The organism is Kitasatospora sp. NPDC006697 (assembly GCF_042869935.1).
Taxonomy (GTDB): domain Bacteria; phylum Actinomycetota; class Actinomycetes; order Streptomycetales; family Streptomycetaceae; genus Kitasatospora.
Genome location: NZ_JBIAGU010000001.1, coordinates 573,565 through 587,594 on the forward strand (window position 1 = coordinate 573,565; position 14,030 = coordinate 587,594).

The window sequence follows — 14,030 nt, forward strand, 5'->3', positions numbered from 1 at the left end:
GGGCGCCCCCACCGCATCGCGGTAGGGGCGCCCTCGGTGGTGCTACTGGCGCGGCGTCAGTTGTCGCCGTCCTCGTCGATCAGGAAGCCGCGCATCGGGGCCGGGGCCTGCTGCATGGGCTGCATCGGCTGCGGCGGCTGCGGGCGGACCGAGGCCATCGGCTGGGTCATGCCGGCCGGGGCCATCTGCTGGGCGCCGTTGGGAGCCTGCTGGCCGCCGAAGGCGGGCTGGCTGCCGCCGCCGAACGAGGGGGTGTTGCCGCCGAAGGACGGGGCGCTCCCGCCGAAGGAGGACTGGCCGCCGAAGGACGGGGCGCCGGTGGAGGCCATCGAGGAGGCCGCCGGCGGCAGCGAGGCCGTGGCCGGGATCCGCGGCGGCGCCAGCGAGTCGTCCGCCTGCGACTCCAGCTGGCGCAGCTGGGTCTCCAGGTAGGACTTCAGGCGGGTGCGGTACTCGCGCTCGAAGGCGCGCAGGTCCTCGACCTTGCGCTCCAGGGTGGCGCGGGCGGACTCCAGGGAGCCCATCGCGACGCGGTGCTTCTCCTGGGCGTCCCGCTCCAGGGCGTCGGCCTTGGCGCGGGCGTCCCGCTCCAGGCCCTCGGCGCGGCTGCGGGCCTCGCCGACGATCTTGTTGGCCTCGGAGCGCGCCTCGGAGATCGCCTGGTCGGCGGTCTGCTGGGCGAGCGCCAGCACCCGGGCGGCGCTGTCGCCGCCGGGGCCCTGCTGCTGCATCGGGGCGCCGAGCGGACCGCCCAGCGGGTTGCCCATCGGCGCCAGCTGCTGCTGGCCGCCCATGGTGCCCATGCCCTGCTGCGGCATGCCCTGCTGCATCTGCTGCATCGGCTGCATCTGGCCGGGGCCGCCCTGCATCGGGCCGCCCATCGGCATCATCTGACCGCCCATCGGCTGCACCAGCTGCTGCTGGCCGCCCATGGTGCCCATGCCCTGCTGCGGCATGCCCTGCTGCATCTGCTGCATCTGCTGCATCTGACCGGGACCCTGCTGGCCCGGCAGCTGACCCTGCTGGGGCTGCATGCCCTGGCCGGCCGGGAGCTGCGGCGCGCCGGACGGCAGGCCGAGCGGCTGGCCGCCCATCTGCTGCTGCTGCGGCTGCTGCTGGCCCGGGCCCTGCTGGCCGGGGACCGGCGGGCCGGATATGGCCGCGGGAACCGGGGCACCCGGACGCTGACCGTCCTGCGGCTGCTCCTTGCGCATGTTCGCCTGGTTCTGCGCGGCGGCCCGGGTCGCGGCGGCGAGCTTGGCCCGCAGGTCCTCGTTCTCGCGCAGCAGGCGGGTCAGCTCGGCTTCGACCTCGTCGAGGAAGGCATCGACCTCGTCCTCGTCATAGCCTTCGCGCAAGCGGACGGTCGTGAACTGCTTGTTCCGAACGTCCTCGGGGGTCAACGGCATCTCTTCACCTCAACGTGATCGTCGGCACAGATGGCATCCTGCCGCATCGCTCACCACGGCAGACGCTGCACGAGCGAGATCAGGGCATACACAATGATCATCAGTACGAAGAAGGACAGGTCGAGCGCCACGCCCCCGAGACGCAACGGCGGGATAAACCGCCGAAGAAGCTTGAGTGGCGGATCCGTGACAGTGTACGTGGCCTCCAGCAGCACCACCATGGCCCTTCCGGGTCGCCACGAGCGGGCGAACTGGAAGACCCAGTCCATGACCAGGCGGAACAGCAGAATCACCAGGAAGACGGTCAGTGCGTAGTAGAGCACTGCCCCCACGATCCCCATCGGGTATCCCACTCCCAGCTTCTGCTTGTTCCACGTACTACTGCTTGGTCACGCACTGTCCATCAGGTCCACACATGACGTCGTGGCCGGGTCAGCTCTGGTTGAAGAACCCACCCTCGGCGATCCGAGCCTTGTCCTCCGCCGTGACATCGACGTTAGCAGGAGACAGCAGGAACACCTTCTGCGTCACGCGCTCAATGCTGCCGTGCAGACCGAAGACGAGTCCAGCGGCGAAGTCTACGAGTCGCTTGGCGTCCGTGTCGTCCATCTCGGTCAGATTCATGATCACCGGGGTGCCGCCGCGGAACTGTTCCCCGATGGTACGGGCCTCGTTGTAGGTCCGCGGGTGCAGCGTGGTGATGCGGTACGGCTCCCGCTCGTTCACGACCTTGGGCATGATCACCGGGGCACTCTTCTCCAGGTTCTGACGGCGTTCGGGTGTGATGGACGACACGGGGGCCATCCGCGGCTGCTCGCTGCGGATCGGCACCGCGGCCGCCACCGGCTGGGGCTGGGGCGCGATCGAGGCGACCTGCGCCGTCGGGGGCGTCACGGGCGCCGCGGGGCGCGGGATGTCCTCGGTCCGGCCGGTCCGGATCGGCTCGGGGTCCGTGTCGTAGTCGTCGTCCGGGTCGTAACCCTGGCCGTCGTACGTCTCGTCCTCCACGAGGCCGAGGTAGACCGCCATCTTGCGCATTGCGCCGGCCATGCTCCTGTCCTCCGCTCTGTGGTGGATCGGGTTCCGACACCGCTCGGCCCGCGAAACCCGGCTCCGTCGAGTACGGTGGCCCGTAGTCGGGGAGTCGGATGTCCAGGACCGCGGTCCGCCCACCTTCCGTCGGACTCGGGCCGGTTGGGGCCGAGGGTCCGTCAGTCCGTGTGCGTGGCCGCGGACATACGATCCACAGTGATTGCTTGAGCCGGCCCCATCGGTGCTTTGTCCCGATTTGTCCGGCAGTCTGATCTACTACCCGGTGACGTTACCCGAGGGGTGACCGCGCACCGAGCACCGCCGTACCGACGCGTACATGTGTCGCTCCGGCGGCGATCGCCTGCTCGAGGTCCCCGCTCATGCCCGCCGACACCATCGTGGCAGCCGGATGGGCCGCGCGTACCCCGGATGCGATTTCCGCCAGCCGCTCGAAGGCGGCCGCCGGGTCGCCGGCCAGCGGCCCGGTCAGCGGAGCGACGGTCATCACACCGTCCAGCCGCAGCCCGGGCGTGTCGGCGATCATGTCAGCCAGCGCCGACACCTCGTCAGGCCCCGCGCCGGCCCGGCCCTCGGCCGTGCCGCCGTCCAGCGCGACCTGCACCAGGCAGCCCAGCTCCGGCCGCTCGGCCCGCAGCACCGCCTCGGACAGCGCCGTGACCAGCCGCGACCGGTCGATCGAGTGGACGTGGTGCGCGTAGCGCGCGACCGAGCGCGCCTTGTTTGTCTGCAACTGTCCGACGAAGTGCCAGACCAGCGGCAGGTCGGCGCACTCGGCCGCCTTGGGCGCGGCGTCCTGGTCCCGGTTCTCGGCCACCTCCCGCACCCCCAGCGAGGCCAGCAGCCGGGTGTCGGAGGCCGGGTAGGTCTTGGTGACCACCACCAGGCTGACCTCCGAGCGCGGCCGGCCGGCGGCCGCGCAGGCCGCGCCGATCCGCCGTTCGACCACGGAGAGCCCTTCGCGCAGCTGCTCCAGACGGGTCGCCGGGAACTCCTCCGGCTGCCGGTTCGTCATGTCCCTTGCCCGTCCCTCGTTCTCGCCGCAGCGCTCCGACACACCGATGCCCACCCCGGCCGGTTCGCCGGGGTGGGCATCGAAGCCTAAAAAGTCTTACAAACTATCGCACTACTTCAGGAAGTCCGGGACGTCCAGCTCCTCGGCCGGGCTCTCCACGTAGGGCAGCTTGGCCGGCTGCACCTGCGGCGGGACCGGCGGGGCGACCGCGGTCTCGGTCCGGCCCGCGCCGGCCTCCTCGGCCGAACGGCCCGTCACCGAGCCCACGCCACCGTACGGACGGGTGCTCGGGCGCTCCGGCGCCGGGGTGGACGCGGACTGGGTGGTGGACTTCACCACCGGCTCGCGCACGATGGCCGGCGGCTGCCCGCCGTCGAAGCCGGCCGCGATCACGGTGACCCGCACCTCGTCGCCGAGCGCGTCGTCGATCACCGCGCCGAAGATGATGTTGGCCTCCGGGTGGGCCGCCTCGCTGACCAGCTGCGCCGACTCGTTGATCTCGAACAGGCCGAGGTCGGAGCCGCCGGAGATGGAGAGCAGCACGCCGCGGGCGCCGTCGATCGAGGCCTCCAGCAGCGGCGAGGAGATCGCCATCACCGCGGCCGCCTTGGCGCGGTCCTCGCCGCGCGCCGAGCCGATCCCCATCAGCGCCGAACCGGCGTCCGACATGACCGACTTGACGTCGGCGAAGTCGAGGTTGATCAGGCCCGGGGTGGTGATCAGGTCGGTGATGCCCTGGACACCGGAGAGCAGCACCTGGTCGGCCGAGCGGAACGCGTCCAGCACGCTGACCTGGCGGTCGGAGATGGAGAGCAGCCGGTCGTTCGGGATGACGATCAGGGTGTCCACCTCCTCGCGCAGCGAGGCGATGCCGTCCTCGGCCTGGTTGGCCCGGCGGCGGCCCTCGAAGGTGAACGGGCGGGTGACCACGCCGATGGTCAGCGCGCCGAGCGAGCGGGCGATGTTGGCCACCACCGGCGCGCCGCCGGTGCCGGTGCCGCCGCCCTCGCCGGCGGTGACGAAGACCATGTCGGCCCCCTTGAGGACCTCCTCGATCTCCTCGCGGTGGTCCTCGGCGGCCTTGCGGCCGACCTCCGGGTTCGCACCGGCGCCGAGGCCGCGGGTCAGCTCGCGGCCGACGTCGAGCTTGACGTCGGCGTCGCTCATCAGCAGGGCCTGCGCGTCGGTGTTGATCGCGATGAACTCGACGCCCTTCAGCCCGACCTCGATCATCCGGTTGATGGCGTTCACACCACCGCCGCCGATTCCGACGACCTTGATGACTGCGAGGTAGTTCTGCGGTGCTGCCACGTCGAAGGCCTCTCGCCTCGGATGTCCGGGTCGGCCCCCTGGGTCTGGGAGAGCCGACGGATGTCGATGGGTGGGGAGCCCGGTTCCTGACTGATTGTCCGAAATGGAGACCGCCGACCCGAACCCTAAACTTGACGTTGAGGGTTCACTCCGCGCCTGCGTCAGTGAGCCGCGAGGCACAGCCTGGTGACACAGGACACTAAGTGCCGGGCGGGCCCGTGTTCAACGAACACGCCGAGCTTCCCTTTTTTCTTTTGAGCCTATGTGATCACTGCCCGGTCGGAAGGACCGGGGTGGGACCACCCAGAGTCGGGGAGGCACCGACGGATCGTCAATGACCCCCGAACACCAGAACCTACCGGATTCGGTCAACCCGAGATCGCCGGGGCGTCAGGAGCGGTCACGTCGTAGACCTTCGCCGACTGCTTCATCAGCGCCCGCAGCACCACGGACTTGCGGTCGGTCCGCTCCGGACTCCCCCAACGGACCGTCACCCCGCTGGGCAGCCGCACCTCAATGTCGTCATACGAACGGACCAGCATCGAGGGGGCCTGACTGGCCACGTCGGCCGGCAGGCCGGCCGCGACCTTGACCGCGCCCTGCACCAGCGCGGCCTCCGGGAGCACCTGGGCGGCGTCCTGGGCGGGCTGACTGAGCTGCAGTTCCACCACCGGAACCCCGCGCGGCGGGGTCGAGTCGGTGGCGAAACTCACCCCAGATGCATCCATTTCGGTGAACTTGCCGTCAGATCCCTTGACAGCCGCAACAGGCTGACGCTCGATCACCTTGACCCGCAGCGTGTGCGGCCAGCCCCGCCAGACCTCGGCCCGGGCCACCCGCGGGATCGCCTCCACCCGGTGCTGCACCGCGTCCAGGTCCACCCGGGCCAGCGGCCCGTGCTGCACCGGCCCTATCGCCTGCCGCACCTGGTCGACCGTCAACTGGTCGTTGCGCAGGCCCTGCACCGCCACCGTCCGCACGTCCAGCAGCGAGGAGAAGAAGACGACCCAGCCGGCCACCGCGAGCAGCAGGGCGGTCAGACCGCCGAGCACCACGATGCCACGCCGGGAGAGCCGCAGCGGGACGCGTTCGTGTTCGTCCTCCGCGAACTCGTCCTCGACCGCGTCCTCCCGGTCCGCCGTGGCCGACTGGTCAGCCACGCCGCCGGCCCCCGCGCGCCGCCTCGATCGCCTCGTACACCATCCCGACCAGCAGGTCGTCGGCGTCCCGGCGGCCGAACTCGGCGGCCGCCCGGCTCATGTCCCAGAGCCGCTGCGGGTCGGTGAGCACCGGCAGCACGTTGCGCAGCACCCAGTCCGGGGTCAGCTCGGCGTCGTCCACCAGCAGGCCGCCGCCCGCCTTGACCATCGGCTGGGCGTTCAGCCGCTGCTCGCCGTTGCCGATCGGCAGCGGCACGAAGGCGGCGGGCAGGCCGACCGCGGCCAGCTCGGCCACCGTCATCGCGCCGGCCCGGCAGAGCATCAGGTCGGCGGCGGCGTACGCCAGGTCCATCCGGTCCACGTAGGGCAGCGCCCGGTACGGCGGCATGCCGGGGATGTCGTCGACCTGCGGCAGCTCGTTCTTCGGGCCGACCGCGTGCAGGATCTGCACCCCGTACTGCTGCAGCCGCGGCGCGATCGCCTGCACCGTCTCGTTCAGCCGGCGGGCGCCCTGCGAGCCGCCGGAGACCAGCAGCGTGGGCAGCCGCTGGTCGAGGCCGAAGTAGGCGCGGGCCTCGGGGCGGGTGGCGTGCCGGTCCAGGGTGGCGATGGTGCGGCGCAGCGGGATGCCGATGTAGCGCGAGTCGCGCAGCTTGCTGTCCGGGGTGGAGACCGCGACGAAGTCGCTGTAGCGGGCGCCGATCTTGTTGGCCAGACCGGGGCGGGCGTTCGCCTCGTGCACCACGATCGGCACGCCGGCGCGCTTGGCGGCCAGGTAGGCGGGCATCGCCACGTAGCCGCCGAAGCCGACCACCGCGTCCGCCTTGACCCGCTCGATGATCTCCTGGGCGGCCCGCACGGTCCCGCGCAGCCGGCCCGGCACGGTGATCAGCTCGGGGGTGGGCTTGCGCGGCAGCGGGACGGCCGGGATCAGCTCCAGCTGGTAGCCGCGCTCGGGCACCAGCCGGGTCTCCAGGCCGCGCTCGGTGCCCAGCGCGGTGATGCCGACCCCGGGGTCGTGCCTGCGCAGCGCGTCCGCGAGCGCCATGGCCGGCTCGATGTGACCGGCGGTGCCTCCACCGGCGAGTACGACATGCACCGAAATTCACCGCTCCCTGCGCGGCGCCCGGGGGGCCGGGCGCGCTGTGGTTCGTCGTCGTGGCAGCACCCGGCGCAGACCTGTCCTGAACCGGGACTTCGAGCTCCGGGCGGCCAGCGCCGCCTTGGCTCCGGGGATGCTGCGGGCGAAGCAGAGCAGCATCCCGAGTGCCGTCATGGCCGACAGCATGGCGGATCCCCCGTAGGAGAACAGCGGCAGGGGTACGCCCGCGATGGGCAGCAGTCCCAGTGCCGACCCCAGGTTGATCATGGCCTGGGCCATGATCCACGTGGTGGCGGCTCCCGCGGCGTACCTGACGAAGGGGTCCTTCGTGCCGATGGCCACTCGGATACCCGCATACCCTAGTGCCGCGAAGAGACCGATCACCGACAGCGTCCCCACCAGACCCAGCTCCTCGCCGGTGGCCGCGAAGATGAAGTCGGTGTGCGCCTCGGGCAGCTGGCCCCACTTCTCGTAGCCCGCCCCGAGCCCGGTGCCGAAGGTGCCGCCCAGACCGAACGCGTAGATGCCGTGCAGGGCTTGGAAGCAGTCGCTGCTGCCGCCGGTCGGCGGTTTGGTGATGCCGATGCAGGCCAGCCGGTCCAGCCGGTGCGGCACCGTGATGATCAGCGCGGTGCAGGCCACCACCGCGATGCCCAGGGTGGCCACGAAGAGCCGCAGCGGGGCGCCGACCATCCAGAGCAGTGCGAAGACCATCGCCACCAGGATCATCGAGGTGCCCATGTCGCCGCCGAGCATGATCAGCATCAGCAGCAGTAGCGCGCCCGGCACCAGCGGCACCAGCAGGTGCTTCCACTGGGTCAGGGTGCCCGCCTTCTGCTTGCGGGCCAGCAGGTCGGCCGCCCAGAGCAGCAGCGCCAGCTTGGCGAACTCCGACGGCTGCACCTGGAAGAAGCCGAAGTTCAGCCAGTTCCGGTTGCCGTTGACCTTCATCCCGATGCCGGGGATGGCCACCAGCACCATGGCGCCGATCGAGCCGAGCATCACCGGGTAGGCCAGCACCCGGTGCACCGCCACCGGCACCCGGGCGGCGGCCAGCAGCAGCCCGCCGCCGAGCACCACCGCGACCAGCTGCTTGCGGAAGTAGTAGGGCCCGGGCAGGCCCTGGTGGATCGCGGTGATGGTGGAGGAGGAGAAGACCATCACCAGGCCCAGCACCAGCAGCAGCGAGGCCGAGCCCAGCAGCAGGTAGTAGGGGGTGAGCGGCCGGCCGAGCAGCCAGCGCAGCCGCTCGCGCAGCGCCTTCAGCCGGCCGATCGCCCCCTCGGCCTTGAAGACCGTCGTGGTGGCCGAGATCAGCGCGGGCCCGCCCCCCTGCGGCGGTGCGGCCTCTTCCGTCTTGCCCTGCCCCGCCACCGCTCGGCCCCTCTCCCCTACCGGACTGCTACTCCGTCGACTCCGCCAGACCACGCACCGCCCCGGCGAACAGGTCGCCCCGCTCGCCGTAGTTGGTGAACATGTCCATCGAGGCGCAGGCCGGGGCGAGCAGCACGGTATCGCCTTCCCGGGCGAGGCCGGCGGCCGCCCGGACCACCTCCGCCATCGCCGTCGCGCCAGTCTGGCCCTCGGCCGCTTCGATCACCGGCACATCCGGGGCGTGTCGCGCCAGCGCCTGCCGGATCAGCGCCCGGTCCTGGCCGATCAGCACCACGGCCCGCAGCCGGTCCCTGGCGTCCTGCACCAGTTCGTCGAAGACGGCGCCCTTGGCCAGTCCGCCGGCGATCCAGACGACCGGGTCGTAGGCCCGGAGCGAGGCGGCGGCGGCGTGGGTGTTGGTCGCCTTGGAGTCGTTCACGTAGACCACGCCGCCGACCTCGGCGACGTGCGCGATCCGGTGCGCGTCCGGCTTGAAGGCCCGCAGGCCGTCCCGGACCGCCTTGGCGTCCACACCGTAGGCGCGGGCCAGCGCGGCGGCGGCCAGCGCGTTGGTGATGTTGTGCGGGGCCGGCGGGTCGATGTCGGAGACGGCGCCGATCTCGGCGGCGTTCTTCGCCCGGTCCGGCACGAACGCCCGGTCCACCAGCAGGCCGTCCACCACGCCGAGGGTGGAGAGGGCCGGGGCGGCGAGGCCGAAGCCGATCGCCCGGCAGCCCTCCTCCACGTCCGCCTCGCGGACCAGCTCCTCGGTGGCCGGGTCGGCCAGGTTGTAGACGCAGGCCACCTGGTTGCCCTGGTAGATCCGGCCCTTGTCGGCCGCGTAGGCCTCCATCGAGCCGTGCCAGTCCAGGTGGTCGGGGGCCAGGTTGAGCACCGCGGCGGAGTGCACCCGCAGGCTGGGCGCCCAGTGCAGCTGGTAGCTGGAGAGCTCCACGGCCAGCACGTCGTAGGGCTGCGAATCCGTCTCGAAGCCGGCCAGCACGGCGTCCAGCACCGAGACGCCGACGTTGCCGACGGCCGCGGTGTGCTTGCCGGCCGCGGTCAGGATCGAGGCCAGCATCTGCACCGTGGTGGTCTTGCCGTTGGTGCCGGTGACGGCCAGCCAGGGGGCCGGCTCGCCGGTGCCGGGCAGCGGCCTGCGCAGCCGCCAGGCCAGCTCGACGTCGCCCCAGATCTCCACCCCGGCCGCGGCGGCCGCGGCGAACAGCGGGCTGCTCGGCGGCCAGCCGGGCGAGGTGACGACCAGTCGGGTGCCCTCGGGAAGCGAGTCGCCGTCACCGAGCCGCACCGCGATGCCGGTCAGCTCCGCGGCCCGGTCGCGCAGCACCGGGCTGTCGCCGCCGTCCACCACGGTGACCGCGGCACCCAGCCGGTGCAGCACCCGGGCCGCGCTGATCCCGGAGACGCCCAGGCCCGCGACGGTGACCGGAAGGCCGTTCCAGTCGGTCAGTTGGTCATGGGGCATCAGTTGCTCACCCAGCCCGCGTAGAAGAGGCCGAGTCCGACGGCCACGCAGAGGCCCTGGATGATCCAGAACCGGACCACGATGAGCACTTCGCTCCAGCCCTTGAGCTCGAAGTGGTGTTGCAGCGGTGCCATCTTGAAGACCCGCTTGCCGGTCATCCGGAACGAGCCGACCTGGATGATCACCGAGAGGGTGATGATCACGAAGAGGCCGCCGAGCAGCGCCAGCAGCATCTCGGTGCGCGAGCAGATGGCCAGGCCGGCCAGCGCGCCGCCGAGGGCCAGCGAGCCGGTGTCGCCCATGAAGATCTTGGCCGGCGAGGTGTTCCACCACAGGAAGCCGAAGCAGGAGCCCATCAGCGCGGAGGCGACCACCGCCAGGTCCAGCGGGTCGCGCACCTCGTAGCACTTGGCGGTGGCGGTGATGACGTTGGCGCAGCTCTGGTTGTACTCCCAGATGCCGATGAAGGTGTAGGCGCCGAAGACCATCACCGAAGCACCGGTGGCCAGGCCGTCCAGACCGTCCGTCAGGTTCACGCCGTTCGACATCGCCGCGATCATGAAGTACGCGAACATCACGAAAAGCACCGGCCCGACGGACCAGCTGAAGTCCTGCACGAAGGACAGGTGGGTGGAGGCCGGGGTGATCCCGCGGTTGTCGCTGAACTGCAGCGACAGCACCGCGAAGGCCAGGCCGACGATCGACTGGCCGGCCAGCTTCGCCTTGGCCCGCAGGCCCAGGGAGCGGCGCTTGACCACCTTGATGTAGTCGTCCAGGAAGCCGACCAGGCCCAGGCCCGCCATCAGGAAGAGCACCAGCAGGCCGGAGGCCCGCGGCGGCACCCCGACGATCGCCTTGGTCGCGAAGTACGCGATCAGGGTCGCCAGGATGAAGGCGATGCCGCCCATGGTGGGCGTGCCCTTCTTGCTGTGGTGCGCCTTCGGGCCGTCGTCCCGGATGTACTGGCCGTAGCCCTGCTTGGCCAGCAGCTTGATCAGGGCCGGGGTGCCGAAGAGCGACAGCACCAGGCCGATCATGCCGGAGAAGAGGATCTGCTTCACCGGGCGGCACCGTCCGCGAGGATGGCCTCGGCCACCCTCTCCAGGCCCACCGAGCGGCTGGCCTTCACCAGCACCACGTCCCCTGGCCGCAGCTGACCGCGCAGCAGTTCGACCGCCGCGTCCGCGTCGGACACCAGCACCGACTCCTCACCCCACGAACCTTCGTTCCTCGCGCCCAGTTCCATGTGCGCCGCCTCGCGTCCCCCCACCGCCACCAGCTTGGTGACGTCGAGTCGGACCGCGAGCCGGCCGATGGCGTCGTGCTCGTCGAGGCTGTCCTCGCCGAGCTCCCGCATCTCGCCGAGCACCGCCCAGGTGCGGCGGCGCCCAGGGCCGCGGCCGCCCATCGTGGCCAGCGCGCGCAGCGCGGCCCGCATGGACTCCGGGTTCGCGTTGTACGCGTCGTTCACGACGGTCACCCCGTCGGCCCGCTCGACGACCTCCATGCGCCAGCGGGACAGCGCACCCGCCTCGCCGAGGGCGGCGGCGGTGTCGTCGACGGACAGCCCGAGCTCCGTCGCCACCGCGGCGGCGGCGAGGGCGTTCGAGACGTGGTGCTCACCGTACAGGCGCAGTCGTACCGGAGCGGAACCGGCCGGGGTGGTCAGCGTGAACGATGGACGGCCGGTGGAGTCCAGGCGAACGTCCTGTGCCCGCACGTGCGCGTCCGGCCCCTCCCCGAAGAGCACCACCTTGGCCCGGGTGCGCGCGGCCATCGCCCGCACCAGCGGGTCATCGGCGTTCAGCAGCGCGGTGCCGTCCGCGGGCAGCGACTCCACCAGCTCGCCCTTGGCTTGGGCGATGCCCTCCTTGGAGCCGAACTCGCCCAGGTGGGCCGAACCGACGTTCAGCACCAGGCCGATCGACGGGCGGGCCAGCTCGCACAGGTAGGCGATGTCGCCGCGGTGCCGGGCGCCCATCTCCAGCACCAGGAACCGGGTGTCCTCCTCGACCCGGGCGGCGGTCAGCGGGAAGCCCAGCTCGTTGTTGAGCGAGCCCTCGGTGGCCACCGTGGGGCCGAGCCGGGCCAGCAGCTGGCCGATCAGGTCCTTGGTGCTGGTCTTGCCGGCCGAGCCGGTCAGCGCCACCAGCCGGGCGCCCTTGGCCCGCTCCACCACGGCCCGGCCGAGCAGGCCCAGCGCGCGCTGGGTGTCCGGCACCACGACGGCGGGCACGCCCACCGGGCGCTCGGCCAGCACGGCGACGGCGCCGGCCGCGACCGCGCGCTCGGCGTAGTCGTGGCCGTCCACCTGCTCGCCGCGGAAGGCGGCGAACAGGCCGCCCGGCGCGACCTTCCGGGAGTCGATCACCACCGGTCCGGTGATCAGGGCCTGGGGGTCCGTCACCTCGGACAGCTCGCCGCCGGTCGCCGCCGCCAGCTCGGCCAGGGTCAGTGCGATCACCGCTGCTCCACTCCTCGCTGCTCCGGCCGGCCGTGCGCGATCGCCTCGCGCAGCACCTCCCGGTCGTCGAACGGGCGGACCTCGCCCTTCACGTACTGGCCCAACTCGTGGCCCTTGCCGGCCACCAGCACGGTGTCGCCGGGGTGCGCCCGGGCCACCGCGTCGGCGATCGCCTCGGCCCGGTCCGGCACCACCAGCACCTCGCCGCGCTCGCTCTCCGGCACCTCGGCGGCGCCGGAGAGCATGCTGGCCAGGATCGCCAGCGCGTCCTCGGAGCGCGGGTTGTCGCTGGTCAGCACCGCGGTGTCGGCCAGCTGGGCGGCGATCGCGCCCATCGGCCCGCGCTTGTAGGGGTCGCGGTCGCCGCCGCAGCCGACCACCACGTGCAGCCGGCCCTTGGTCACCTCGCGCAGCGAGCTCAGCACCGCCTTCAGCGCGTCCGGCTTGTGCGCGTAGTCCACCACGGCCACGTACTCCTGGCCGGCCTCCACCCGCTCCAGCCGGCCGGGCACGCCGGGCGCGGCCGCCACGCCGGCGGCCGCCTGCTCCAGCGGCAGGCCGGCGGTGACCAGGGCGGTGATCGCGGCCAGCGCGTTGGAGACGTTGAACGGGCCGGGCAGCGGCGCCTCGGCGCGCACCGAGCGGCCGTCCGGGCCGACCACGGTGAAGGCCGAGGTGGCCGGGCCGAGCCGGACGTCCACCGCGCGCCAGTCGGCGGCCGGGTCGCCGGCGGCCGAGAAGGTGGTCACCGGCAGCGCGGTCTCGCCGGCCAGCCGCCGGCCGTAGGCGTCGTCCAGGTTGACCACCGCGGCGTTGGAGCGGCCGGGCTCGAAGAGCCGCGCCTTGGCCCGGTAGTAGTCCTCCATGTCCGGGTGGAAGTCGAGGTGCTCGGGGGTGAGGTTGTTGAAGACGGCGACGTCGTACTGCACGCCGTCCACCCGGCCGTAGACCAGCGCGTGGCTGGACACCTCCATCACCACCGAGTCCGCGCCGCGCTCGCGCATCACCGCGAGGATCGCGTGCAGGTCGGTGGCCTCCGGGGTGGTGCGCTCGCTCTTGATCCGCTCCTCGCCGACCCGCATCTCCACGGTGCCGATCACCCCGGGGAACCGGCCGGCGCCCTTGAGACCGGCCTCCACCAGGTAGGAGGTGGTGGTCTTGCCGTTGGTGCCGGTGATCCCGATGGTCAGCAGCGCCCGGGACGGCTCGCCGTGGATCCGGGCGGCCAGCCGGCCCATCCAGGCCCGCGGCTGCTCGACCACCAGCACCGGCACCGCCAGCGGACCGGCCAGCTCGGCGCCGGCCGGGTCGGTGAGCACCGCCGCCGCGCCCGCGGCGACCGCGCCGGCGGCGAAGGCCGCGCCGTGGTGGTTGGCCCCGGCGAACGCCACGTACACGTCGCCCGGCCGCACCGCGCGGGAGTCGTGGGTGATCCCGCTGGCCGTCCCGCCCGCGACCGGGGCGAGGCCCAGCAGCTCGGCCAGCTCGGCGAGCGGGGTGGGCACCGTCGCGGTCGGTCGGGGCGGGCTCACACTGGTTTGGTCTGATTTCGGCACGGCGGGCAGGCTATCGGGCGCGGGGTGCTGGAAGCCAAGTGAGCCCTCCGCGGGCCCGTGGGACGGGCGGGAGCCGGCGGTTCCGGGGGTGACGTGGTTCACA

The 14,030-nt window shown here is 72.2% G+C and carries 12 protein-coding genes; all 12 read right to left on the minus strand.

The window, feature by feature from the left end:
- Positions 1–56: 56 nt before the first annotated feature.
- Positions 57–1,409: a DivIVA domain-containing protein gene (locus ACFYNO_RS02540; RefSeq protein ID WP_388003936.1), complete on the minus strand. Its 1,353-nt coding sequence runs from the start codon at positions 1,407–1,409 to the stop codon at positions 57–59.
- 50 nt (positions 1,410–1,459) lie between these two features.
- A complete protein-coding gene (locus ACFYNO_RS02545; RefSeq protein WP_388004326.1) occupies positions 1,460–1,750 on the minus strand; it encodes a YggT family protein in 291 nt (96 codons plus the stop codon).
- Between the two features lie 91 nt (positions 1,751–1,841).
- Positions 1,842–2,459, minus strand: a complete 618-nt coding sequence (locus ACFYNO_RS02550) for a cell division protein SepF (RefSeq protein WP_388003939.1) — start codon at positions 2,457–2,459, stop codon at positions 1,842–1,844.
- Between the two features lie 271 nt (positions 2,460–2,730).
- The gene (locus tag ACFYNO_RS02555; protein ID WP_388003942.1) at positions 2,731–3,474 is read right to left on the minus strand and encodes a YggS family pyridoxal phosphate-dependent enzyme; all 744 of its coding nucleotides are present in this window, start codon (positions 3,472–3,474) and stop codon (positions 2,731–2,733) included.
- Positions 3,475–3,585: 111 nt separating this feature from the next.
- Positions 3,586–4,785, minus strand: coding sequence for a cell division protein FtsZ (ftsZ, locus tag ACFYNO_RS02560; RefSeq protein ID WP_388003945.1), 1,200 nt, complete (start codon positions 4,783–4,785; stop codon positions 3,586–3,588).
- A 368-nt stretch (positions 4,786–5,153) separates the two neighbouring features.
- The gene (locus ACFYNO_RS02565; RefSeq protein ID WP_388003948.1) at positions 5,154–5,945 is read right to left on the minus strand and encodes a cell division protein FtsQ/DivIB; all 792 of its coding nucleotides are present in this window, start codon (positions 5,943–5,945) and stop codon (positions 5,154–5,156) included.
- The gene (gene murG, locus ACFYNO_RS02570; protein WP_388003951.1) at positions 5,938–7,044 is read right to left on the minus strand and encodes an undecaprenyldiphospho-muramoylpentapeptide beta-N-acetylglucosaminyltransferase; all 1,107 of its coding nucleotides are present in this window, start codon (positions 7,042–7,044) and stop codon (positions 5,938–5,940) included. The genes ACFYNO_RS02565 and murG overlap by 8 nt, the downstream gene beginning before the upstream one ends.
- A gap of 6 nt (positions 7,045–7,050) precedes the next feature.
- Complete coding sequence (ftsW, locus tag ACFYNO_RS02575; RefSeq protein ID WP_388004329.1) at positions 7,051–8,364, minus strand: putative lipid II flippase FtsW; 1,314 nt, start codon at positions 8,362–8,364, stop codon at positions 7,051–7,053.
- Between the two features lie 85 nt (positions 8,365–8,449).
- Complete coding sequence (gene murD, locus ACFYNO_RS02580) at positions 8,450–9,907, minus strand: UDP-N-acetylmuramoyl-L-alanine--D-glutamate ligase (RefSeq protein ID WP_388003954.1); 1,458 nt, start codon at positions 9,905–9,907, stop codon at positions 8,450–8,452.
- Complete coding sequence (mraY, locus tag ACFYNO_RS02585; protein ID WP_388003957.1) at positions 9,907–10,968, minus strand: phospho-N-acetylmuramoyl-pentapeptide-transferase; 1,062 nt, start codon at positions 10,966–10,968, stop codon at positions 9,907–9,909. The genes murD and mraY overlap by 1 nt, the downstream gene beginning before the upstream one ends.
- Positions 10,965–12,371 carry a UDP-N-acetylmuramoyl-tripeptide--D-alanyl-D-alanine ligase gene (gene murF / locus ACFYNO_RS02590; RefSeq protein WP_388003960.1) on the minus strand — a complete coding sequence of 469 codons (1,407 nt, stop codon included), beginning with the start codon at positions 12,369–12,371 and terminating at the stop codon, positions 10,965–10,967. The genes mraY and murF overlap by 4 nt, the downstream gene beginning before the upstream one ends.
- A complete protein-coding gene (locus ACFYNO_RS02595; protein WP_388003963.1) occupies positions 12,368–14,029 on the minus strand; it encodes a UDP-N-acetylmuramoyl-L-alanyl-D-glutamate--2,6-diaminopimelate ligase in 1,662 nt (553 codons plus the stop codon). Before ACFYNO_RS02595 ends, murF begins: the two co-directional genes overlap by 4 nt.
- Between the last annotated feature and the right edge of the window lies 1 nt (position 14,030).